16 protein-coding genes and 3 pseudogenes are annotated in these 21,913 nt (G+C 69.5%); 13 read left to right on the top strand and 6 right to left on the bottom strand.

Features of this window, described 5'->3' with window-relative positions; all coding sequences use genetic code 11:
• Window position 1 precedes the first annotated feature (1 nt).
• Window positions 2–3,232, bottom strand: a complete 3,231-nt coding sequence (locus tag FHS34_RS36665) for an RHS repeat-associated core domain-containing protein (protein WP_225817795.1) — start codon at window positions 3,230–3,232, stop codon at window positions 2–4.
• A 662-nt stretch (window positions 3,233–3,894) separates the two neighbouring features.
• Between FHS34_RS36665 and FHS34_RS36660 the strand changes: the two genes are divergently transcribed.
• The 4 genes from FHS34_RS36660 to FHS34_RS36645 all read left to right on the top strand — a co-directional run bounded on the left by FHS34_RS36660 (window position 3,895) and on the right by FHS34_RS36645 (window position 8,996).
• Window positions 3,895–5,574: a serine/threonine-protein kinase gene (locus FHS34_RS36660; protein WP_184973764.1), complete on the top strand. Its 1,680-nt coding sequence runs from the start codon at window positions 3,895–3,897 to the stop codon at window positions 5,572–5,574.
• 242 nt (window positions 5,575–5,816) lie between these two features.
• Window positions 5,817–6,203, top strand: a complete 387-nt coding sequence (locus FHS34_RS36655) for a nuclear transport factor 2 family protein (protein WP_184973761.1) — start codon at window positions 5,817–5,819, stop codon at window positions 6,201–6,203.
• 2 nt (window positions 6,204–6,205) lie between these two features.
• Window positions 6,206–6,979, top strand: coding sequence for an alpha/beta fold hydrolase (locus tag FHS34_RS36650; RefSeq protein WP_184973759.1), 774 nt, complete (start codon window positions 6,206–6,208; stop codon window positions 6,977–6,979).
• A 436-nt stretch (window positions 6,980–7,415) separates the two neighbouring features.
• The gene (locus tag FHS34_RS36645) at window positions 7,416–8,996 is read left to right on the top strand and encodes a right-handed parallel beta-helix repeat-containing protein (RefSeq protein ID WP_184973757.1); all 1,581 of its coding nucleotides are present in this window, start codon (window positions 7,416–7,418) and stop codon (window positions 8,994–8,996) included.
• 412 nt (window positions 8,997–9,408) lie between these two features.
• Here the strand turns inward: FHS34_RS36645 and FHS34_RS36640 are convergent, their stop codons facing one another.
• Window positions 9,409–9,555, bottom strand: coding sequence for a hypothetical protein (locus FHS34_RS36640; protein WP_184973754.1), 147 nt, complete (start codon window positions 9,553–9,555; stop codon window positions 9,409–9,411).
• A gap of 8 nt (window positions 9,556–9,563) precedes the next feature.
• Here FHS34_RS36640 and FHS34_RS36635 point away from each other — a divergent pair.
• Both FHS34_RS36635 and FHS34_RS36630 read left to right on the top strand, forming a co-directional pair.
• Window positions 9,564–9,666, top strand: a pseudogene (locus tag FHS34_RS36635) (IS5/IS1182 family transposase); the annotation flags it as partial.
• A 192-nt stretch (window positions 9,667–9,858) separates the two neighbouring features.
• The gene (locus tag FHS34_RS36630; protein ID WP_372478637.1) at window positions 9,859–10,362 is read left to right on the top strand and encodes a DUF1062 domain-containing protein; all 504 of its coding nucleotides are present in this window, start codon (window positions 9,859–9,861) and stop codon (window positions 10,360–10,362) included.
• Window positions 10,363–10,537: 175 nt separating this feature from the next.
• On the opposite strand, the pseudogene FHS34_RS42925 reads toward FHS34_RS36630, so the two are convergent.
• Window positions 10,538–10,956 (bottom strand): annotated as a pseudogene (locus FHS34_RS42925) (helix-turn-helix domain-containing protein); the annotation flags it as partial.
• Window positions 10,957–11,068: 112 nt separating this feature from the next.
• Between FHS34_RS42925 and FHS34_RS36620 the strand changes: the two are divergent.
• The 7 genes and pseudogenes from FHS34_RS36620 to FHS34_RS36590 form a co-directional block, all read left to right on the top strand.
• Window positions 11,069–11,183 (top strand): annotated as a pseudogene (locus FHS34_RS36620) (IS5/IS1182 family transposase); the annotation flags it as partial.
• 326 nt (window positions 11,184–11,509) lie between these two features.
• Window positions 11,510–11,839 (top strand): hypothetical protein, encoded by a 330-nt coding sequence (locus FHS34_RS36615; RefSeq protein ID WP_184973752.1) that lies wholly within the window; start codon window positions 11,510–11,512, stop codon window positions 11,837–11,839.
• Entirely contained in the window at window positions 11,836–14,658 is a 2,823-nt protein-coding gene (locus tag FHS34_RS36610) for a tetratricopeptide repeat protein (RefSeq protein ID WP_184973750.1), read from the top strand. Before FHS34_RS36615 ends, FHS34_RS36610 begins: the two co-directional genes overlap by 4 nt.
• Window positions 14,659–14,689: 31 nt before the next feature.
• The gene (locus FHS34_RS36605; protein ID WP_184973747.1) at window positions 14,690–15,142 is read left to right on the top strand and encodes a tetratricopeptide repeat protein; all 453 of its coding nucleotides are present in this window, start codon (window positions 14,690–14,692) and stop codon (window positions 15,140–15,142) included.
• A gap of 225 nt (window positions 15,143–15,367) precedes the next feature.
• The gene (locus tag FHS34_RS36600) at window positions 15,368–15,607 is read left to right on the top strand and encodes a TIR domain-containing protein (protein WP_184973845.1); all 240 of its coding nucleotides are present in this window, start codon (window positions 15,368–15,370) and stop codon (window positions 15,605–15,607) included.
• A gap of 222 nt (window positions 15,608–15,829) precedes the next feature.
• The gene (locus FHS34_RS36595) at window positions 15,830–17,377 is read left to right on the top strand and encodes an MFS transporter (RefSeq protein WP_184973745.1); all 1,548 of its coding nucleotides are present in this window, start codon (window positions 15,830–15,832) and stop codon (window positions 17,375–17,377) included.
• Complete coding sequence (locus FHS34_RS36590) at window positions 17,374–17,982, top strand: acyl-CoA-like ligand-binding transcription factor (protein ID WP_184973743.1); 609 nt, start codon at window positions 17,374–17,376, stop codon at window positions 17,980–17,982. Before FHS34_RS36595 ends, FHS34_RS36590 begins: the two co-directional genes overlap by 4 nt.
• 244 nt (window positions 17,983–18,226) lie before the next feature.
• Here FHS34_RS36590 and FHS34_RS36585 read toward each other — a convergent pair whose 3' ends face one another.
• The 3 genes from FHS34_RS36585 to FHS34_RS36575 all read right to left on the bottom strand — a co-directional run bounded on the left by FHS34_RS36585 (window position 18,227) and on the right by FHS34_RS36575 (window position 21,822).
• Window positions 18,227–19,024, bottom strand: coding sequence for a hypothetical protein (locus FHS34_RS36585; RefSeq protein ID WP_184973835.1), 798 nt, complete (start codon window positions 19,022–19,024; stop codon window positions 18,227–18,229).
• Between the two features lie 514 nt (window positions 19,025–19,538).
• The gene (locus tag FHS34_RS42920; RefSeq protein WP_225817793.1) at window positions 19,539–20,303 is read right to left on the bottom strand and encodes a ZIP family metal transporter; all 765 of its coding nucleotides are present in this window, start codon (window positions 20,301–20,303) and stop codon (window positions 19,539–19,541) included.
• An 88-nt stretch (window positions 20,304–20,391) separates the two neighbouring features.
• A complete protein-coding gene (locus FHS34_RS36575) occupies window positions 20,392–21,822 on the bottom strand; it encodes a selenium-binding protein SBP56-related protein (protein WP_184973741.1) in 1,431 nt (476 codons plus the stop codon).
• Window positions 21,823–21,913: the final 91 nt, after the last annotated feature.

Genomic DNA, 21,913 nt, shown 5'->3' with positions numbered 1-21,913 from the left:
ACTAGGTGGCTCGATCGTAGATTTCCTGGGTCGCATTTCCCGCTGCCGTCCCACCGAACGCGCAAACAGGGGCCGCGGTACCGCCGGTGATGTACAGGCAACCTGCCGTGAAGGCCTTGTCCGCGGCGAAAGAGAGCGCTGTGCCGGCCGCCTCCTTCCACTGGCCCTGGGAGACCTGACTGGCTATCTGTCCGATGCTGATGACGTCGGACGCGAAGCCGACCTTCTTGGACGCGGACTCCGCGAAACTCATGAAGGAGGTTCCGATGGGGTCGATGCGGTTGACGGGGTCGCCGCCGGCGTAGAGGTAGGGGTTCTGTTCCTGGCCAGAGGGGTCGGGTTGGGTGAAGCGGCCGATGTTGGCGTCGTAGTAGCGGGCCTGGAGGTGGTAGAGGCCGGTGGGGTCCTGGTAGTTGCCGGCGAAACGGTAGGGCTGGGCGACCGGTTCGGACGACTGGGCCAGGACGCGGACGCCTCGCGGGCTGTAGGCGTAGCTGTCAACCTTGTTGCCGGCGATGTCCGCGAGAGCGATGACCGAGCCGAGTGCATCGGTGAGGTAGTAGTAGCTCTTGCCCCCGGTCGTCATGGAATTCAGGGTGCCCCCGGGTTCCCGGTTGAAGCCCATGTCCGCGCCGGCCGTGGTCTTGGCGGACAGACCGAGGGGTCCGTTGTGGAAGTAGGTGTCACCGAGTTTGATGCGTTCGCTCTGGTCGGTGGAGCCGTATTGTCCCGCGTAGGCCTTGCCGTTGATGGTGATGGACGACATCTGGGAGTGGTCGGTCCACTGCCCGCCGGTCCGCAGGTAGTCGTCGGTGGAGGCGCCGGCGGTCTCGTTGCCGATCTGGTCGTAGGACCAGGTGCCGCTGGTGCTGGACTTGGCGGTCAGCTCCTGGGCGTCGTTGTAGCTGTAGGTGGTGCCGCGCGGGCAGCCGGGGTCGGTGCCCTGGGAGGTGAGGTTTCCGGCGAGGTCGTAGCAGTACTGCCAGGAGTCGGTGATGCTGCCGGCCTTCTCCTCCTTCGCGTAGGAGAAGCGGCCGGCGCCGTCGTAGGAGTACGTGCGCTTGAGCCCTCTCACGTTGTCCGTGCTGGTGCGGATCTTGCTGCCGTCACTCTCGCCGTCGGTGCCGTAGTTGTAGGTGTAGTCCAGGTTGACCAGGGTGCCCTGGGCGGAGGTCACCTTGATGTTCTTCGGGCGGCTGGAGGGGTCGACGTCGACCTTCTGGACCGTCCCGCCGGGGTAGGTGGTCGTGGTGCGGACGTCGTTCTTGTCGTAGTCGTACGTCGTGACGCGGCCCTGTGAGTCCCTGAGCTCTTTGAGCTTGTTGACCTCGTTCCAGGAGTAGTCGATCTTGCCGGCCGGGTCCTGGTAGTAGTCGACGTTCCCTGCCGGGGTGTAGGCCAGCAGGGTCTGGGAGGTGTCCTGGAGCGTGCGGACGGTCTCCCGCTGGAGCGGGTCGAACTCGTACTTGACCGTTCCGGTGCCGTCCGAGCGCTGGACGAGGTTGCCGTCGCCGTCGTACCAGTACTCGACCTTCACCGTGTTCGGTGAGGTGACGGTGCGGATGCGGTCGAGGTTGTCGTACGTGTAGCTGACGGTCACGCCGCGTGCGTCGGTGACGGACTTGGTGCGGCCCAGGTCGTCGTAGGTGTACGTCGTCTTGTCCAGCGGCGCAGGGGGCGAGACCTTGTCCAGGTTGCCCTTGGCGTCGTAGTGGAAGTCGGTGGTGACCGTCTTGGAGGCGGTCATCTTAGTCTTCGCTTTGCAGCGCTGGCCCTCGAAGCCGCCGCAGGTGGGCGTGGCGGGGTTGTAGTCGTAGGAGACGTTGCCGCCGCCGGTGCCTGTCTGCGCGACGGAGGTGGTGTTGCCCACAGTGTCGTACGTGAACTGCGTTTTCTCGCCGTCAGGGTTCGTGGAGTCTGACGGCACGTCCCCGCCTGCGATCGTCTGCCAGTGATTGACCGTCTCGCCGCCCGTGGGGGCTTTGACGGTCTCGAGGTTGTTGCGGTCGTCGAAGCCGTAGTCGGTGGCATTGCCCGGGGTGGTGCCCGAGCCCATGGCATCGGTGGCGGAGTCGATGTTGTGATTGGCGTCGAACTTCGTCGACCGGTGGTGCTGCAGTGCGTCGGTGACGTCGGTGACCTGGCCGTCGCTGTCGTGCTCGTACTTCGTGGCGTGCAGCTCCGGGTCCGTGGCCGTGGTGGTGCCGGCCGCGGTCGGGGAATCGGCACTGTAGCCGTATGTCCAGGTCGGGCCCGTGTCGCCAGAGCCGTTGAACCCGGTGGCGCGCAGCATCGACGTCACCCGGTTGCTGTCGTCGTAAGTGAAGACAGTCACCCGGCCTTCGGCGGTCGTGATCCTCTCGATGCGGCCGGAGGTGTCATGGCCGAAGGAGATGGTCTTGCCTTCGGTGTCGGTGGTGGCGGCCAGGTTGCCGTCCTCGTCGAGGTCGAAGACGGCGGTGCGGCCGGTGTTGTCCTTGGCCTGCCACTGCGACGCGTAGGTCTTGTAGAGGTCGATCCAGCGACCGGAGTGGCTGTCGGTGAGCTTGAATCCCTTGTTCTCGCCGTTTTCGTCGTGCTGTTCGACGGTGATCGTGCCGTGGTTGCGGTCGGTGACCTTGGTCAGGCAACCGTTCGCGTTGTACGTCTCCTTCGAGCCCGACTTCCAGTTCGTGAGGGTGTAGGTGCCGTCGGAGTTCTTCTTCAGGTCCTCCGAGTAGCCCTTCGGGGTGGTGAAGGAGCCGTCACTGTTCTTCTCGAAACGGACCGTCGCGCCCGAGGCGTCGTAGAAGATGACCTCGGAGGACGAGACCGACAGGTAGCGCTCGTACTGCTGCCACCAGCGCTGCGACACCCGGCCCCACGGAGCGTCCAGCGAGTTGTACGTCCGCGCCAGTCGCAGGCGCTGTCCGACACCGGCGATGTCGAAGTCCGTCGCCGTCAGCATCAAGTTGCCGGTTGAATAGTCGATCTTCGCCGTCAACGCGTCCGTGATTGCAAAACTCGTATAGCGGTGCCAGGGCACGTCGCCCTGCCCCTCGGGCACGAGGTTCCGCACCGATGCGGACGCCGCCATACCTGCCGCCTTCGGCTTCTTGGCGGACCCGCCAGAGGCGGGGTCCTTGGCGTGTGCGCGCTGCTCGCGCAGCCACGGCAGGTACACCGAGTCGTTGGGGTCCTTCGACGGCTGCGACTTCACCGGACGGTTCGCACCGACCCTCACCGGCGGCATCGTGAAATGGGGGCTGCCTTTGCCCCAGGCGGACGCCGGCGCCGGCACCGCGGCAGCAGGCTGAGCGAGGGGCAAGGCCGCCGCCGCCAATGTGGCGGAGGCCACAACAGCCAGCGCTGACAGACGCATTGATCTCTTTTGGGCATACCGGGACGGCATGCCCGAAGCACGCGAGTGCATGAGTGAATCCCCCATGAGAGGCCAAGAGGCCCGGCTACCTCGTTGGTCACCGAGCCCGCACAACCTGTCACAGGATTCGCACAAGGATGTGGGCGTGCCCTCGAAATCACGCCTCATGCGAGCTGGAATCAGCCCGTCCGCATGAGGTGGGCGAAGGGAATATCAAGCCCTCAAAACAGCCATAACAGCCGTGCTCTTTACGGCCATTGGAATGCTTTCAGAGCAGAACTGTCTGGAAACAGTTATCCACCAACTGCTCGCACTGGACGCGGCATCATCGTGGGCCGCCCCTACTCGGAGGCAGCCCACCCTCAGCCCGGACGCGGCGGACGTCCCCGCCAGTGCGTCCGCCCCTGGGCGCCCAGGTCGACCGTGCCGTCAGCGGCTCTTCCGTCATGCCGTCCGCGTATCCTGCTGGCCGCCCGCAAGATCCGCGCAGCGCAGTCGCCGCGGGGAGAGGGCAGGACCGGGGGAGGGGCCGCATGAGACCGGTGGAGGCGACGGATCCGGCTGCTGTCGGGGGATACCCGATCTTGGCACGGCTGGGCGCCGGAGGCATGGGCCAGGTCTATCTCTCCCGTACGACGGCCGGACGTCCGCTCGCGCTGAAGACCGTGCGCCCCGATCTGGCCGAGGCGCCGGACTTCGAGGCACGGTTCGCCCGGGAAGTCCGCAACAGCGACCTCGTCCGGTCGCCGTTCACCGTTTCCGTCATCGACTTCAGCCCGCCCGGCCACCGCCCCCAGTGGCTGGCGACCGAGTACGTCCCGGCGCCGGCCTTGGCCGAGTGGGTCGCAGCACATGGGCCGCTTCCGCCGGTCACCCTGCGCGCCCTGGCCGGTGAACTGGCTGCCGCCGTCGCGGCAGTGCACGCCTGCTCGCTGACGCACCGGGACATCAAGCCGTCCAACATCCTCCTGGGCCGCGAACAGCCCATGCTCATCGACTTCGGTATCGCGCGGGCAGCCGACGACTCACGGCACACCCACAGCGGAGGCGTCATCGGCTCTCCGGGCTACCTGGCGCCCGAGCAGATCTCCCGGGGCATCGTGACCGAGGCCGGTGACGTCTTCTCCCTCGGCTGCGTCCTCGTGTTCGCGGCGACCGGACGCAGCCCCTTCCAGCACCCGGGAGAGGAGGTCTCCGCAGCCTCGCTGCTGTACCGCATCGTGCACGAGCCGGCTCACCTCGGCGCCCTGCCCCCGGAGCTGCTGCCCGTGGTGAGGCGCTGCCTGGCCAAGCAGCCCGAGCAGCGACCCACCAGCAGGGAACTGACCGATCTGCTGCCCCGCCGGTCCGGCTCGGCCTGGAGCCAGACCCTGCCACCCGGCCTCCATGACGAACTCGCCACCCGCGAGGCGGAAGTGGCGCGCCTGGTCACAGCACCCACCGTCATGGCGCCCACCGCCGCGACGGTTCCACCACCGCCGGCCCGGACCGCCACCCCGCCACCCGTCGGCGGAACGGCTCCGCCACTCGCGGCCGCCGCCGGCCCTGGGGGCGCTTTCGGCCCCCCGCCTTCCCCTGGACCGAGACCGAGCGGTCCCATGGGCGTATCGTCCGCCGCCATCGGCACCCGGCAGCCCGCCACCTCGACATCGCGCACGTGGTGGATAGCTGCCGCGGCCGCAGCGACCGTCGTCGCGGCCCTGGTCGCCTTGCTGCACCCGTTCGACGGGCGTGAGGACCGGGGGAGAACGGACACGAAAGAGGGCGGACGCCCCACGCCCTCCATCTCGGCGACCGTATCGACGCTCCCCCCACGGTGGACGGGAGTCTGGATCGGCACCGGGCCGGGCAACCCACGTGCCGACGGACGACTCACGCCCCGCACCACTTCGTTCCGGGTCACGCTGACCCTGCACACCGCCGCGGTCGGAGAACTGGCCGGCAAGCAGGTCAGCAACGTGACAGAGGCCGACACAGAGCGCGAGGTGGGCTGCACCGAAGCGCTCGAACTACGGGGCGTACGCGGAACCACCGCCACTCTCGAGGCGGTCACAAGCCACCCCACCGACCGCGCAGCGTCCTTGCTGACCTGCGAGAAGGGGCACGTGTACGTCGTGGAGCTGTCAGACGACAACGTCATGAACCTCGGCGAGGAGGGCGCCCAGTCTGCGGGCGCACCCTCCCGCCTTCACCACCGCCCAGGCACCCGATGACGACCTCACCACACGCCGGTCGACGACGTCCTCGGTCCCCTGACCACCGCCGTACAGGTCCTTCCCACGAAGGCACACTGCTCACGACGCCGCCCGACGGGATCAAAGCCGCTGTCGGGCCGGACAGCGCGGGTCACCCGCCCCCACCCAACTAGCCCCTAGCGCGGACAGATCATGACTCAGGCACTGAGCACGGGTTATGAGGTTGCGATGAGCCCGGTGGGTTAGGCGATGATGCGGAGGTGCGTGCTGAAGCGAATGAAGTGGAAGAGGCGATCAAGGGCGAGCTGCGGCTCATAGATCCCAGCGTGCGAACGTCGCGGGCGGAGGCCAGGCAGCTGTTGGACCCGGAGTTCGTGGAGGTCGGCGCCTCGGGCCGGCGGTGGTCGTACGAGGAGATGCTGGCCGAGTTGCCGGAAATGCCGGGCAACTCGGACCAGGGCCCTCGCTACGTGCCCTCAGACATGACGGGTGTCGTGCTGGCTCCCGGCGTGGTGCACCTGACGTACGAGACCACGATCGAAGGACGGCGGGCGCGCCGGAGCTCGCTGTGGCGCAGGTCGGGGGAGGGGATGGGCTGGCGGATGTACTACCACCAGGCCACGCCCGTTCCGTCGCAGGGCGATTGACGGTGCGGGTCACCAGTGACGACGGAGTTCGGATCGCGTTCGAGGTGGTGGGCAGCGGACCGCCATTGGTGCTGCTGCACGGCTTCTTCGGGGATCGCACGACTTGGCGGTCCGCCGGCTACGTCGACGCGCTCGCGGAAGGCCATCGCCTCGTTCTCATCGATGCCCGTGGTCACGGCGGCAGCGATTCGCCCCATGACGTGGACAGCTACCGGATCGACCGTCAGGTCGGCGATGTCGTGGCCGTACTCGACGCACTCGACATCTCCCGGGCGGCCTTCTGGGGTGCGTCGATGGGTGGCATCATCGGCCTCAACCTGCTGGCGGGGCACCCCGAACGGCTGACCGCGCTGATTGCCGGCGGGGCACACGGCGGACCTGTCACGGCGGCTCCGGCGGAGATTCAGCAGGAGATCGGACTGTTCCGCTCTCGGGGAACGGCTCCCTTCATCGAGATGCTGGAACGTCAAGGACCACTCCCGGCATGGATGCGCGCGGCGATGCAGGCAGCCGACCCGTATGCGCTGGCAGCGCTGACTGCCGCCCTCGGCTTCCGCGAGGGCGTCCTGGAAAGGCTCGTACGCACCTCTACGCCGGTGCTTCTGCTCGCCGGCGACCGTGACTCCCGACTACAGTCGATCCAGGACACCGCTGCCCGGATTCCGGGTGCAACCTGCGCCGAAATGGCAGGTTGTGGCCACTTCGAGACGTTCTTGCGCCTCGATCTCGCCCTGCCCGTGGCACGTCCGTTTCTCGCCAGGAACGCGGCTGTGTGAGCCGCTCAAGAACCAGTGCAAGTGAGCGAAGGTGCGTTCCATGCCCCAGGGCCGGGGCGCGCCCAGCCCGGAGCCGTCCCCGGCGCCCAGGACCCCAGCACTTGGCTTCCGCCGGCTGCCGGCTACCGCTGCAAGTACCTCACCGACTGGGTGGCCGACAAGCTGCGCTGGAGTCTGAGCATCGACGCCGGCGAGCAGGCTGCGCCGGGGCCGAGATCCCACAGCACACCTCCCGGGCTGGCTCGGGCCTCTTCGTCACCCGCGACGAGAGCGAGAAGTGCTCGTCGTGCTGCGTCTCCTTCGCTGCCTCCGGCCGACCGCCGACCCTGACCCTCCGGCTGCGTCGCGCTCCGGTCGCTGACCCGGCCCGCCCCGTCCCGTGATGGGCCCCTGACGTACGCTCCTGCCGAACGTCACAAGATCGAGGGAGGGGCGCATGGAACGCCGTGCGTTGATGCTGGCCATGGGCGGATTCGTAGGGGCCTGGGGCGGCGCGTCCGTGCTGGGCGCGCCGTCCGCCGCGGCAGCCGGCGGCGGGGTCGTCGTGGACGTCACCGCCCACGGCGCGAAGGGTGACGGCACGACGGATGACACCGCCGCCTTCCAGAGCGCCCTCGCCGCGGTGAAGGCCGCGCCCGGCGGGGCCACCCTGCTGGTGCCGCCCGGCACGTACCCGGTCGGCGTGAGCCTCGTCCTCGGCTCCGGCACCACCGTGTCCGCCTACGGCGCACGCGTCGTGCGCATCAAGGACAGCGGCGCGCTGCTCAAGAACTTCGACTCGGTCACCCCCGCGTACGGCTACGGGGGCGCGGGGAACATCGCCGTCCTCGGCGGCATCTGGGACATGCGCGGGGCTCAGTTCAGCAAGCAGAGCGACGCCATAGGTTTCGCCCACTGCGAAGGCGTCCTGGTGAAGGACTGCACCTTCGTCGACACCCCTTCGGCGCACGCCGTCGAGCTGAACGCGGTCCGTAACGTGGCCATCGTGAACTGCGTCTTCGACGGCCACCACCCCGGCGACGGCGCGAGCCTCACCACCAAGGAGGCCGTCCAGATCACCTGCGCCACCGAGGGCAACCTGCCCGCCCCCGCCTACGACGCGACCCCCTGCGAGGACATCCTCATCACCGGCTGCACCCTGCGCGCCGGCACCACGACCGGGCCGTTCGGCGCCCTGTGCGGGGACCACTGGGGCGCCAAGGGCGTGTTCCACCGGCGGATCAGGGTCATCGGCAACACGGTCGAGAAGAGCGGCGCGTTCGGCATCCGCGCCGCCGACTGGCAGGACTCCGTCATCGCCGACAACACCGTCACCGACGTCGCCCTCCACGGCATCTACCTCAACTCGCCCCAGGGCAACGGCCTCAGCGGCATCACCGTCACCGGGAACACGGTGCGCGGAGTCGACGGCAGCGGCGGCATCTCCGCCACCGTCGCCGCCGGCGGCGCCCGCCACCGCGACATCACCGTCTCCGGCAACACCGTGGAGTCGGTGAAGGGCGAGGCCGGCATCTACGTCGCGCAGACCGATGGCCTCACCGTCACCCGCAACACCGTCACCACCACCCTGCGCCTCAGCGCCACCGGCAACTGCCAGGGCATCCACGTCCAGAGCTCCCCGAACGCCGTCATCGCCCGAAACAGCCTCACGGACATCCAGGGCGACGGCATCGGTGTCGACAGCGGCTCCACCGGTGCTCTCGTCACCGACAACACCGTCCTCACCACGACCGGTCCCGGCATCAATACGGGCGTGAACGGCGCCACCCTGCGCGGCAACCGGATCACCGGAGCCACCGGCTACGCCGTCCGGGTCGGTGGCAACGCGGTGGGCACCTTCGTCCAGTCCACCACCGTCGGCGCGGTCACCGGCGGCGCCTCGGGGGCCGCGATCGGCGTGATGGCCGGTTCCAGCGGCACCTGGCTGGTCGGCAACGACCTCACCGCCCGAGGCTCCGGCACCCCCGCGATCACGGACAACGGCACGGGCACCACCCCCGTACAGAACACGATCTGACCTCCGCCCCCGCACGCGCCGGCCTGTCCGGACAGGACCGGGCCGGTGTCGAAGAGGGGGCGGGCGGTGGACGACCCGGCGGCGTGGAAGATCTGTAACTCGCTGCCGGGACCGAACCGACAGATCACCGGCTACCCGGGGTCTTTGGCGTGGTGAGAGCTTCGGAGAACTGCACGGGTGCGGTGCCGAAGTGACCTGTCCGAGGGCCCCGGAGCTTCGCCGCCGACGCGTTGATCCGCATCAGCGACACAAGGCGCCAACCTCGACCGAACCGGTCACCGACCCGCAGCCCAGCCCGTACCACGTCGGCATCGAGACAATGCTGGACGGCGCCCAGGTGCTGCGCCTGAGCCGCGATCCCGGCCCGCTGCTGAGTGGGCCCTCCCGCTGACCGCGTGTCGGCCAGTGCGAGTCACTCGCCGAGCAGCAGTACCTGGGCCACCGGCGTCCACGCCCACGCGTTGGGCGCGGGCAGATGCCGCCACCGCCCTGCGCTGCCCCAGGCGACATCGACAACGACCCCCATCATGACGTCCGGCTGCACCACTTCATCTGTCACGGTCCCTACGCGGCCGGTGGGAGACGCTCTCCATCGGCCAACAGGCCGTCAACCGGTCGCATGTGAAGGGTCCGAACCCGTGTCGAGCGAGCCGTTGCCACGCTCAACTCCTGCACGCGCGCCGGAGCCGCAGGAGGGGCGACTCATGCACGAGACCGGGGCTGCCTGCCCGACCGGAAATCAGTGGTGCCGCACTCCCGTGTGCCGTTACCGTTCTCCCGCTCGCAGTTGCCCTGACAAGGACGTGCCGTTGTACACCAAGTGAGAACCCCCGAGCGCTGATCCGTCGCGCGTCGCACACGTGTGCCGCGCTGCTTTTCGCTGCCGTCTTCTCACTGGAACCGGTGTATTTCTGTGTCCAAAAACTGGGTTGCCGTGCCCACCTGCCTGCCGATCGTTCTCCGCTGTTGCAACAGGTGCGCCTCCGTGCGTTCCCGTGCACGCAGCAAACTCCGCATCCATGCGGACCACGAACTCCTCCACGCCTGGCCCCTCCCCCTGTGCAGCGGGTGCGGGGGCACCACCAACCTCAGTGGCCTGGAGCGGATATACGTGCGTTCCGCGCGGTCCGAGCTCCTGAACCTGCGGTACGACAGGGACCCCGGCCTGGCAGCCGAGCTGCTTAAAGACCCGGTCGCTGGGCGACGCGGCGTGGGTGGCTCGGTTCGAGCGGGGCGGCCGGCCTGGCAGTCGCCGTACGGTCCGCCGCCGCACCGGGCGCACCGCGGCCGGTGGGTGACTGTGCCGGTGCTGGCCAGGTCTCGGTCCGCTTTGCGGCGCGGACACCTGTCTCGCCGGTGCGACTGATTGCCAAAGGTCGGCTTCCCGCGAGCCGAGGGCCTGGTCGGAGAGGGGACCTCGTGTCGACAGTGCACCTGAGCGGCAGGCTCTCACGTGATTTCACCCTCACGCTCAAGCGCTGAGGTATTCCGGCCCGGGGCGTGTCCGGCAGCATCCGATCTGCTGGACACGCCCCGGGCCTGGCGTCCAAACGCAGCTCGACGCCTTCGGCCTGGGCATAGGCAAACACATTTGGCAGCGTCCGAAGCCGCAGGCCGGGACGGTCGGGAACCGCGCACCCCCGCTCCGCCAGGAGGGTGCGCACCTCTCCGATCGCCCAGGTGACGGTAGAACGGTCGACACCGAACAGCAGCCCCAGGCACCGAGTGCGGCAGGCCGTGCCGCAGATGGATCAGTGTGGCCACCAGCCGATCGACGAACACCAGCTGATGGCGGGCGCCGGCACCTTCGGCCCGCTTGCGGGGCCCCGCCTCGCGCAGCATGGCGACGACCCTCGACCCCGGCGTGCCACGGCTCGGCCAACTCTTGGACCAGGCACGCAAGATGATGCCGAGGGAGCCCCGTGAACAGCCGATGCGCCAGCACCGCCCGATTGACCATGATCGCCACAGCGGGATCATGCCATCCACCGGGCACGACATCTCACCCTTTATCACGAACCAACTCGTACGACGCCATTTCAGTTGGTGTGATATGGCCGCAGTTTGGGGTGATGACTGCTGTGCTTGTTGAGCGGATGGCGCCGGAAGATCTGTGGACCTTGTTCCAGCGGGTGGTCCCCCCGGGCACCGGTTCGCCTGCAGGGTGGAGGGCACCGCCCACTCGGCCCTGGAGGTGCTCACTTCAGGCGAGTTCGAACTATGGGAAAGCACCTGCAGCGGTAATCCAAACGATGTGACTCCGCCGGACTCGGGACACTCCGCTCTCACAGGTGTGGCCGGGTTGCGATCGTTGAGGTTTCGGGTTTGACCGTTCGGTCGTGAGGGGAGTCCCGGTCCGTACAGTGCGGGTACGGTCGGATCTGCTGTCACTGGAGACGGGCCGGGGGGCGTGATGACGGGCGTGGGGATTGCAGTCGGGTACGTGTGTGCGTGGCCGGTGGGTAAGGCCCGCCGGGTATGGGGACGGGTGGACGCCGAGGTCGACCCGGGGGATGGACCGGCTGCACGACCTGGTCAGTCTGGTCAGCCGCAAACTCGATCAGGACCCGGCACTGCAGCGGGCTGTTGTAGAGGAAGCCGAGACGGCGCGGGAGGAGCTCACGGAGCGTACGCGGCGTCGACTGACGGACTCGTTGGAGGACGCCGTTGAGCCGGATGAGCAGTTAGCTACGGCGCTTGATCAGCTCGTGGAGGAACTGCGGGCCAGGGAACCGGCAGCGGAAGCCGGGGCGGGGGACCACGTCGACTTCCGGCACAGTCCGCTCCATGGGCCGGTTGTGGGCAAGGGCACCCGGCACAATCACGGTGGCCGGTCGAGGTGAGTACTACTGAAGACCGCCCCGGTAGCGGCGACGGTGACTACATCGACTTTCGGCGCAGCACGTCCCACGGGCCGGTGCTAGGCAAAGGCACTCAGAACAACTACTTCGGGCCGGGGCCGGCCGCCTTGCCGTATCAGGTCGGGAGGATCCCGCCACAGGCCAACTGCTTCCAGACCCGGGCCGAAGCCGAACGGCTGGCTGCGACCCTGACCGGAGGCGGGACCACCGTCGTCGGCTCTGCGGCCGGGGTGCTCACAGGGATGGGCGGGGTGGGAAAGACCCAGCTGGCCGCCCACTACGCCCGCAGCGCCTGGGAGAGCGATGAGGTGGACCTGTTGGTGTGGATCACGGCCAACAACGCCACTGCGGCCGCGTCGGGTTGCGCACAGGCTGGCATTGAGGTTTACGGTGCCGACCCGAAGCACCCGCAGCAGGCGGCGCAGACCTTCCTAGCCCGGCTACAGCCCAAACCGCAGAAACAACCCTTGCGGTGGCTGGTCGTCTTCGACGACGTCACCGACCCGGCAGATCTGAACGGACTGTGGCCGCCGGTCAGCCCACACGGCCGCACTCTGGTCACCACCCGCCGCAAGGACGGCGCCCTCTCCGGCCACGGTCGCCGACTGATTGAGGTCGGCCTGTTCACCCCCGAAGAGTCCCTCGCCTACCTCACCGCCGCGCTGGCCGACCACCACCGTCACGAGAACGACGATCTACTCGCCGCCCTCGCCGAAGACCTGGGCCACTTGCCGCTCGCCCTCGCCCAGGCCGCCGCCTACATCGTCGACTCCGGTGAGACCGTAGCTGCCTACCGGGAACTGCTGGCCGACCGCACCAAGAAACTCATCGACGCCGCCCCCGACGTCCTGCCCGACGAGCAGACCCTGCCCCTGGCCGCCGCCTGGTCACTGTCCATCGAGCGCGCCGACACGCTGCGCCCCGTCGGGCTGGCCCGCCCCATGCTCCAGCTCACCGCCTTCCTCAACGCCAACGGCATCCCCCTGGATGTCCTGACCAGCCAGCCCGCGCTGGCGTGCCTCGCACACCGCACCTCAACCGGCGCGGAGCCCAGCGACGAACCGGTCACAGTCTCCCCTCAGGACGCGAGGCGCGCCCTGAGGGCCCTGCACCGGCTCAGTCTCATCGACCACACCCCCGACAGCCCTCAGCAGGCCGTCCGCGTGCACCAGCTCATCCAGCGCGCCACCCGCGATGCCCTGACTGCCCATCAGCACGACCAGACCGCCCTAGCTGCCGCCGACGCTCTCGTCGCCGCCTGGCCGACCACCGAACGCGATACCGCCTTTGCCCAGACCCTCCGGGCCAACGCACAAGCCCTGGCCCACCATGCCGGGTCGGTCCTATACAAGTCGGACGTGCATACGGTGCTGTACCGGATGGGCACCAGCCTTGGCGAGACAGGCCAAGCCACCGCGGCCCATGACCACTTCCGCCACGTCACTGAGGCCGTACTCCAACAGTTCGGTGCTGATCACCCCGCCACCCTCACTGCCCGGCGCCATCTTGTCCGCTGGGAAGGGGAAGCGGAGGGTACGACCGGGAAGGCTTACGCCGACCTGGTGACCGACCAGACCCGGGTGCTGGGTGCCGACCACCCCGACACTCTCGCCACCCGGGCCGACCTGGCCCGGGTGTGGGGCGAGTGGAGTCCGGCCGGGGGCCAACATGTCTATCGCGAGCTGCTGGCCGACCGGACCCGGGTGCTGGGTGCCGACCACCCCGACACTCTCGCCACCCGGGCGGGCCTCGCCGCCATGCTGGAGCGTGATCACGGCTTTGATGCCACGCATCTCTACCACGAGCTGCTGGCCGACCAGATCCGGGTCCTGGGGGCCGATCACCCTGACACCTTCAGCACCCGGGCCAGGCTCGCCCGACGGCGAGGGAAGGGGGGGAACGCAGCTGGGGCCGCGGAAGCCTATGCCGAGCTGCTGGCCGAGCAGACTCGGGTGCTGGGGGCCGATCACCCTGACACCCTCACCACCCGGGCCGACCTCGCCCGATGGCGGGGACAGGCAGGGGATGCGGCCGGAGCCGCGACGGCCTATGCCGAACTGTTGGAGCACATGATCCGGGTAGTGGGCGCTGATCACTCACACACCCTCACCACCCGCAACAGCCTCGCCCGATGGCGAGGCCGGGCGGGAGATGCGGTCGGGGCCGCGGAAGCTTACGCCGACCTACTGGAACACATGAAGCGGGTGCTGGACGCCGATCACCCCCACTTCCTCAAAGCCAGGTTCAATCTCGCTCGTTGGCAGGGGCAGGCGGGGGATGCGGCCGGAGCCGCGAGGACCTACGCTGACCTGTGGGAACACCGTGTGCGGGTAAATGGCCCTGATTCCCCGGACACCTTTCACAGCGGGGACCTCGCCGCCAAGTGGCGGGGCTTGGCGGGGGATGCGGCCGGGGCCGCGGAAGCCTATGCCGAGCTGCTGGAGCACAGGCTGCGCGTACAGGGCCCCGACCACCCTCACATCCTGACCGCCCGGCGCGATCTCGCCCAGTGGCGGGGCTTGGCAGGGGATGCGGTCGGGGCCGCGCGAGCCTACGCCGAGCTGCTGGAGCACACGCTGCGCGTACAGGGCCCCGACCACCCTGACATCCTCACCACCCGGAACAACCTCGCCGTCTGGCGGGAGGCTATGGGAGATGCGGCTGGGGCCGCGGAAGCTGCTGGCCGACCAGACCCGGGTGCTGGGCGCCGATCACCCTCACACCCTTTCCACTCAGGCCAAGCTTGCCGCGAAAATGGGGGAAGCAGGGGACGAGGCCGGGTCCATAGAGACTGGCCGTGACCTGCTGAAGCGCGTGACGCGGATGTTGGGCGTGGATCACCCCTACACTCTCACGATCCGGGCCAGCCTAGCCCGGATGCAGGAGGACGCAGCCGAGGCCGTGGAAGCCTACGCCAGGATGCTGGCCGTCCAGAAGCGGTTGTTGGGTGCCGATCACCCCGACACTCTCACAACCTTGAACAACCTCGCCGGCGTGCGGGCGTGGGCGGGGGACACAGCCGGGGCGACAGGTGCCTACGCCGAGCTGGTAGAGCACATGGTGCGCGTGCAGGGCCCTGATCACCCCGGGACCCTCGCCACCCAGGGCAACCTCGCCCGGTCCCACAGGGAGGCGGGGAACCTGGAGCATGCCATTTCCCTGTACGAGCAGACGCTCGCCGACTGCGTTCGGGCGTTGGGCGAGGACGACCCCCTCACGGGGGCGATCCGGATCGATCTCGCGGCAGTTGTCGCCCAACGCGAAGGCCGCGATGAGGCGTCGTGACCTCGGTGTCAGTAGACGGCAGCTTCGGGGCTTGAGTCGTCCGGGACTCGACTCCCTTCCGGCCTCAACGAGTCCGACGCATGGATGGCTGGACGCCCATGATGCCTCACAGCGGTACACCTCTGCGTCCACAACATGCGGATGGCAACGTCGGAAGTGATCCGACTCCATCGAATGGTGACGGCCCCGCCCGGGCAACAGGCAACTGGCAGCGGTAATTTCCGAGTGAAGACCACGTCTTCCTGCCCTTTTGCGACACCGGGCGAGGAGGACCTCGTCGCCGACGTCGAAGGCCGGCGGCTCTTTGAACTCGACCGGGAGCGCCTGCGCCGCATCCGCGCCCTGATCGACATCGTCCACGGGCTCAGCCCGGACGACGGCGTCTGCATGGAGATTGGCTATGCCGCCGCTCGCGGCGTGCCTCACGTGCAGAGTGGCGCACGACGTTGTCATCAGCTCGGCTGACACGGCCTCGGCCGCACGTCTCTGTACACCGGTACGGCGGGTGACTGCCCAGGCCAGGGGGATTCTTCGTCCAGCGGGGGCGGGGCGGCCAGGCGCTTGGTCGGATCGCCATCAGCACCTGAACGACATGTAGCCACCATCTCACTCATCCCAAATATTGACAGTGGACTTCCATTTGGGAGTAGTCTCTCATTTGAGATCGCTTCCTCGTCGGAGGTTCCCATGACCGAACTCGTGCCGCTCCCGTCCCCCCGTCGCTGGCTCGCCCTCGCCGCGCTCACACTGAGCGTGCTGATCGTCGGCCTGGACGGCACTGTCATCAACGTTGCTCTGCCCACCATGGCGAGCCAACTGCCCGCCACCAGTGCCCAGTTGCAGTGGATCGGCGGCGGCTATCTGCTCGCCCTGTCGGTTGCGATGCTCCCGGTCGGCCTGCTCGGCGACCGTTACGGTCACAAGCGGCTGCTGCTGTCCGGCATCACCCTCTTCGGGCTCGCCTCGCTCGGCGGCGCACTCGCCACCACTCCCGTCCAGGTCATCACCGCCCGCGCAGTCCTCGGCCTGGGCGCCGCCGCGATCCTGCCGTTGTCGATGGCGATCCTGCCGCGTGTCTTCGCCAAGGACGAGCTGCCGAAGGCGATCGCCGTATGGACCGCGGCCACTGCGCTCGGCATGCCGGTCGGCCCGGTCGTCGGCGGCTGGCTGCTGGACCACTTCTGGTGGGGCTCGGTGTTCCTGTTCAACCTGCCCGTGGCCGTCCTGGCCCTGCTGGCCGGCCTGTGGCTGCTGCCACACGACGAACCGCGTGCCACCACCGCGCCGTTCGACACCCTCGGCACGGTCCTCGGCGGCCTGGGTATCGTCTCACTCGTCTACGGCACGATCCTGATCCCGGGCGACGGCTGGACGTCCCCGCCCGTCGCCGCCTCGCTCGCCGCGGCCGTCGTCCTGCTGACGTGCTTCGTCCTGCGCGAGCGCCGCGCCGCGCACCCGATCGTCGACCTGAAGCTCTTCGCCGACCGCCGCTTCCTGTGGGGCTCACTGATCGCCGTCTTTGTCAACTTCGCGGTGATGGGCATCCTGTTCGTCGTCCCGCAGTACCTCGAAGCCGTCCTCGGCAACGACTCCTTCGGCACCGGCATCCGCGTACTGCCCCTGATCGGCGGGCTGATGGCGGCGGCCACGGCGAGCGAGTCCGTCGTACCGCGCCTGGGCGCCCGTACGGTCGTCCCGCTCGGCATGCTCATCATGGCCATCGGCACCCTGCTCGGCGCCACCACGGACACCTCCGACGGCTACGGCTTCACCGCCCTGTGGCTCGCCCTCACCGGCCTCGGCTTCGGCCTCGCGGTCGTCCCGGCGACCAGCCTGGTGATGGGCGCGCTCCCCGAGGGCAACACCGGCTCCGGCACCAGTCTCCTGGAGACGGTCCAGCAGCTCGGCTCGGTGCTCGGCGTCGCCGGTCTCGGCAGCCTGCTCGGTTACGGCTACCTGGGCCGCCTGCACACCGCTGGTCTGCCCGGCGCGGCGGCGGACGCGGCCCGAGACTCGGTCTCCGGCGCCGACGCGGTGGCCGCCCAGCTGCACGACCCAGCCCTCGCGGCCCAGGCCCACGAGGCCTTCGTGCACGGCATGAACCTGGTCCTGTTGGCTTGCGGTGCGATCGCCCTGCTGGCCGCCGTTCTCGCCGCGCTGTTCCTGCCGGGCCGCTCGACCTGCTCCCGCACAGTGGCCCGGTCCGCCGCCGAACACGCACAATCGGTCGCATGACGACGCACGAGACCTCCACCGCGCCACTCGGCCTGCGGGAGCGCAAGAAGCAGAAGACCCGTGAGCGTGTCCGGCGCGAGGCCTACCGCCTCTTCACCGAGCACGGGTACGAGGCGACAACGGTCGACCAGATCGCGGACGCCGCGGAGATCTCGTCGAGCACGTTCTTCAGGTACTTCCCCACCAAGGAGGACGTGGTCATCCAGGATGAGTACGACCCCGCCCTCGCGGAGGCCGTCCGCGCCCGCCCCACCGGCGAACCGATCGTCGACGCCATCCTCGGCTCCCTGAAGGGCTCCCTCGGCGCCATGCTCCAGCAGGACCGCGAAAGCCTGCTGCTGCGCACCCGGCTGACCCTCAACGACCCGGCGCTCCGGGCCCGCAACGTCGCCGAACAGGAACGCAGCGAGCGGGCGATGGCCGAGGTCATCGCCGAACGCACCGGCCGCGAGGCGACAGACCTGGAGGTCAGGTGCGCGGCCGCCGCCCTCATCGCCGTGTTCACCACTCTCGTACGGCACTGGGTGGAGGGCGACGGGAAGGAGGACCTGGCGGCGCTGTACGAGCGCCACCTGCCCTTGTTGTCGCGAGGGTTGGACTTCTGATTCAGGCGGGCTTCTCGTGCCCACCCGGGAGGAGTCCGAGGAGTTTCTGCAGCGAGCACCGGGCAACAGTGCATGGCACGGTCAGACAGACCTGCAGGTGGCGGCGTCCGCCCCGTGGCTGCTGCGTGCGCTGGAGGTGACCGGAGCCTTTCGCGGCATCGACGCGGACTATGGGCATCAGTCATTACAGACCCTCCAGCGACCGTGCACGCGGTCGTCGACCGGGCCGTCCGCACGCGGTCGCTCAGAGCGTGAGTACCGGTCGCGTGGAGAAGTCTTCGTACATGTCCTCTCCGTCCGGTCCGTACACGAACTCGGCCATCCCGGGGTTGCGGCTGGCGGTCGCCAAGGGGAGCCAGGCCAGCAGGTGGCCGTAGCCGCCGCACACTGACTCGCCCCCGTCGCCGCCGTGGATCGCGGTGGCATCACTGGTCAGCTCGGTGCGGTAGGTGCCGTAGGCGATGTGCAGGCCGAAGGCGTTCAGCTCGTTGTGCGGGCCGGTGTCGTCCCCGTAGGGGATGCGGTCGAGGGGACAGTCGTCGCCCCACCGGAACAGGGTGCCCGACCCGGCGCCACAGGCGTGTTCCCACTCGTCGGAGTTCGGCATCCGTAGACCACGGGCGGAGAGGGCAGCCGGCATGTCTGCCGGAGGTTCGGTCAGGCTCTCGTCCTCCACGGCCATGAGGACGGTGTCCAGGTGAACGCTGCGGCGAGCGCTGAGAGTCCGCGCGAGGTGGGTCCGCAGATCGGGCCCGTAACCGTAGCCCTGCTCCAGGCTCTCCGTGTAGTCGGCGGCCTGCTGCGCGGTCGGCTGCCAGGTGTCGACGTCGAAGCCCAGGGACACCCGGCCGCCGGGTATCAGGGCGAACTCCTGCCCGTCCCGCTCGACCCGGACTCGGTACAGCGGGGCACCGAGGTGTTCCGTGGCCTCGACGCGTGACACCCGGCCGCCTACGTGGTCAGCGGCATTCTGGGCGATCCGCCGGGCAGTGACCTCGTCGAAGGTCCGCCACAGCAACGCACCCGCGGTCGTGTGGTCCAGGACGACCGCGATCGCCGCCACTACGCGGCCGCCTTCGGGCTGTGCGCGGCGCCGCCCAGACGCACGAGCAGGGCCTTGGCCTTCGCCTCGGCCTCCGGGCTCGGCGCGCTGCCGAGAGCGGAGGCGAGTTCGGCACGGGCCAGCTCGGCCCGCTCGGCGTACTCGGCCTGCGTCGGGGTGCCCTGCGCATGCTTCGGCAGCCCATGAGCACGCCCGGAAGACCGCCCTCACAGACGTCTCGTGTCCGGGTGAGAACGCACTCTGCGCACATGGCTTACGAGCGCAGAACGGGGTGTGCACCGCGTGGTCCGAAGCCGAGTCTCTGCTCTTGCGGCGGCAGTGGCCCTCCATGCGCGCGTGGCAGTCGCTGCGTGTTGCTGAAGCGGTCGTGGAGCCTCGACCCACCAAGCGCCACACCCTGCGCGAAGATCCTGAAGCGCGGTGCCCCCTCCGGTACCCGAGCCGTGCTCGTGTCGGGATGCTCTCAGGTACCCGAGCCGTGCTCGTGTCGCGTTCAGCGGCCGGCCGTGATGAGCAGGGCGAGTGCGGTGGCGACCGCCGCGAGGGTCACTGCTGCGGTGACCGGGACCGTGCGCACGCGCCGTTCGGCGGGGCGCTGGCGGTGGGCGAGGCCGAGTGCCACCCGTGCGGCCTGGGTGAGGACGCCGGCGACGGCGGCGAGGAGGAAGGGCAGGAGGCCGTCCGGGAGGGGGACGGCGCTCGTGACGAGCACGCCGGCGAGCGGGCTGAGGCAGGCGAGGGTGAGCCAGCAAGCTGTGCGCCGTCCGGGCTGGGCGCCCAGGAGCGCGGCCAGGGCCAGGCCTTCGGCGGCGGCGTGTACGAGGAGCGCGGTCATCACGGCGATCGAGGTGGTCAGGGCGAGGGCCGCGCCTTCCACGAAGCGGTGCACGGCGAGTCCTGCTGCCGCGCCGATGCCGCCGGCACGGTCCCGCCTGCACGGGCAGCCGGTCCGGGCGAGGGCGCCCATGAGGGCGAACGAGGTGAGCGCGGCGAACGGCACCGCCCACGGCGGCAGGCCGGCCTCGGCGGCCTCGTCCCACGCGTCGGGCAGTAGGTCGAAAACGGCTATGACCAGCAGGATCCCGGACGCGGCGGCCGGCACGAGCATGGTAGGGCCCGGCGCCCGCCGCGCCGCCCAGGCTCCCGCCACCGTGGCCAGAGCCACCAGCGAGGCGGCCACCAGCGACGCGGCCGGAGGCAGCAGCCCGGCCGAATCGCCGACGAGGTGCGTGCCGGCCGCTTCGAAGGCGCAGAGCATGGTTTCTCCCGGGTCAGCGGCGGGCCGCGCGGGCGGCGCCCTGGCGCACCGGCGCCGCCCCCCCCCGACGTATTCACCGGCCCTGGGGTCAGCGGCGGTAGCAGTAGGAGTCGGAGGAGGCGTCGCCGCCCTGCAGGCGCGTCTGGTGCACGCGCAGGCCGGCGAAGTCCTCGCCGTGGGGGAAGAAACGGCCGTCCACCGACAGCCCGCCGCGTGAGGTATCGGCGTCCAGCTTGACCATCCACGGCTCGATGCCCGCGGGATAGAACTGCTCGTCCCAGGCGGCGTACAGGGAGTTCGTCAGGTAGACGCGCTGCCCGTCGCGGCTGACCTCGACCATCTGGGCCCCGCCCGTCAGAGGCACGCCGGGCGCGGCGGGGTGCGGCCGGCGGGCGGTGATGCCGCCGAGCCGCACGGCCGCGGTCCGCCTGGGGTGCCGCGGGTCGCTCACGTCGTACTGGATGAGGTCGCCGGTGCCCCACGCAGAGACGTACAGCCACCGGTCGTCCACCGAGAGGTCGATGTCGGTGATCAGCGGCGGCACGGCGCCGAACGGCTTGAGCGCCGGGGGCAGGTCCTCGGCCGGGGCGGGCTCGGCCGGGAGGGTGATCACCTTGGTGACGCGGAAGTCCTCGCCGTCGCGATGCCAAAGCCACACGGAGGCCGACAGGTCCTCGACGTCGACCACGGTGTTGGTGAACCCCCAGGTGGCCTCGGGGTCGTGCGCGGGACGCAGTTCCAGCACCATCTGGTGGGCGTCGCCCAGGTCGACCTGCTGCAGGTGCCGGCCGGTGCCGAGTTCCCAGAAGTGCAGGCAGTGGCCGTAACGGCGCCCCAGCAGCAGCTCGGGGACGAGACCGTCCTCGATCATGGAAGGGGTTCCCCACTCGCTGGTCACGGCGATGTTCTGGGCCAGGTGCCACCAGACGTCGTAGGCGAGGTGCTGCGGCCCGCGCTCGCTCTCCCAACCGCGCAGCACCTCGAAGCTCTCGTGGTCCAGCAGCGCCACGCCGCCGGGCCCGTCCGCGCCGTCCGCGCCGCCCAGGCAGGACAGGAAGACGCCGTCGGGACCGCAGTGCAGGGTGTGGGGGCGCGAGTACCCGGCCCGGGCGGCCAGTTCGCCGGGCTCCACCGTCTTGACCAGGCGGGGGCGGGCCGGATCGGGGACGGTGTCGAAGACGTGCAGCCTGGAGGAGCGCAGTCCGGGGACGATGAGATAGCGGCGCGCGGCGTGGTGGTGACCGGCATGGGCCAGCGCGCTCGAGCAGGCGTTCCAGCCAAAGTGGTGCAGTTCGTTGCCCACGCCGGGCACCTCGGCGCGGGCGATCACCCGGCCGTACGCCGAGGAGCCGGGTTCGGTGCCGACGGTGAACAGCGCGTCCGGGCGCGCTCCGGCCGGATCGAACCCGACGACGTAGGCGAGTTTCTCCCCGGGCGCGGCGACGGCGTCCGCCGGGGTGCGGTACAGGGTCGGATCCTGGTGGCCGTCGTGGCCGTGCGGGTGTTCGGTCGTCGTCATCGTGTGTTCCCCACTCGGCGAACACAGGGCCAGGGACCGGGTGAACCCCGTCACGGACGGGCCGGCCCTCTCGTCCGCCGTCGACGTGCGG

The organism is Streptomyces echinatus, assembly GCF_014203595.1.
GTDB classification, from domain to species: domain Bacteria; phylum Actinomycetota; class Actinomycetes; order Streptomycetales; family Streptomycetaceae; genus Streptomyces; species Streptomyces echinatus.
The sequence above is the reverse complement of the archived record's forward strand: the minus strand, read 5'-3'. Positions and strand labels throughout refer to the sequence as shown.

Coding starts and splice junctions, on each gene's coding strand:
- FHS34_RS36665 (WP_225817795.1), bottom strand. CDS start 3,232: ATGCCGCCGGTGAGGGTCGGTGCGAACCGTCCGGTGAAGTCGCAGCCG.
- FHS34_RS36660 (WP_184973764.1), top strand. CDS start 3,895: ATGAGACCGGTGGAGGCGACGGATCCGGCTGCTGTCGGGGGATACCCG.
- FHS34_RS36645 (WP_184973757.1), top strand. CDS start 7,416: ATGGAACGCCGTGCGTTGATGCTGGCCATGGGCGGATTCGTAGGGGCC.
- FHS34_RS36615 (WP_184973752.1), top strand. CDS start 11,510: ATGGACCGGCTGCACGACCTGGTCAGTCTGGTCAGCCGCAAACTCGAT.
- FHS34_RS36595 (WP_184973745.1), top strand. CDS start 15,830: ATGACCGAACTCGTGCCGCTCCCGTCCCCCCGTCGCTGGCTCGCCCTC.
- FHS34_RS36590 (WP_184973743.1), top strand. CDS start 17,374: ATGACGACGCACGAGACCTCCACCGCGCCACTCGGCCTGCGGGAGCGC.
- FHS34_RS42920 (WP_225817793.1), bottom strand. CDS start 20,303: ATGCTCTGCGCCTTCGAAGCGGCCGGCACGCACCTCGTCGGCGATTCG.
- FHS34_RS36575 (WP_184973741.1), bottom strand. CDS start 21,822: ATGACGACGACCGAACACCCGCACGGCCACGACGGCCACCAGGATCCG.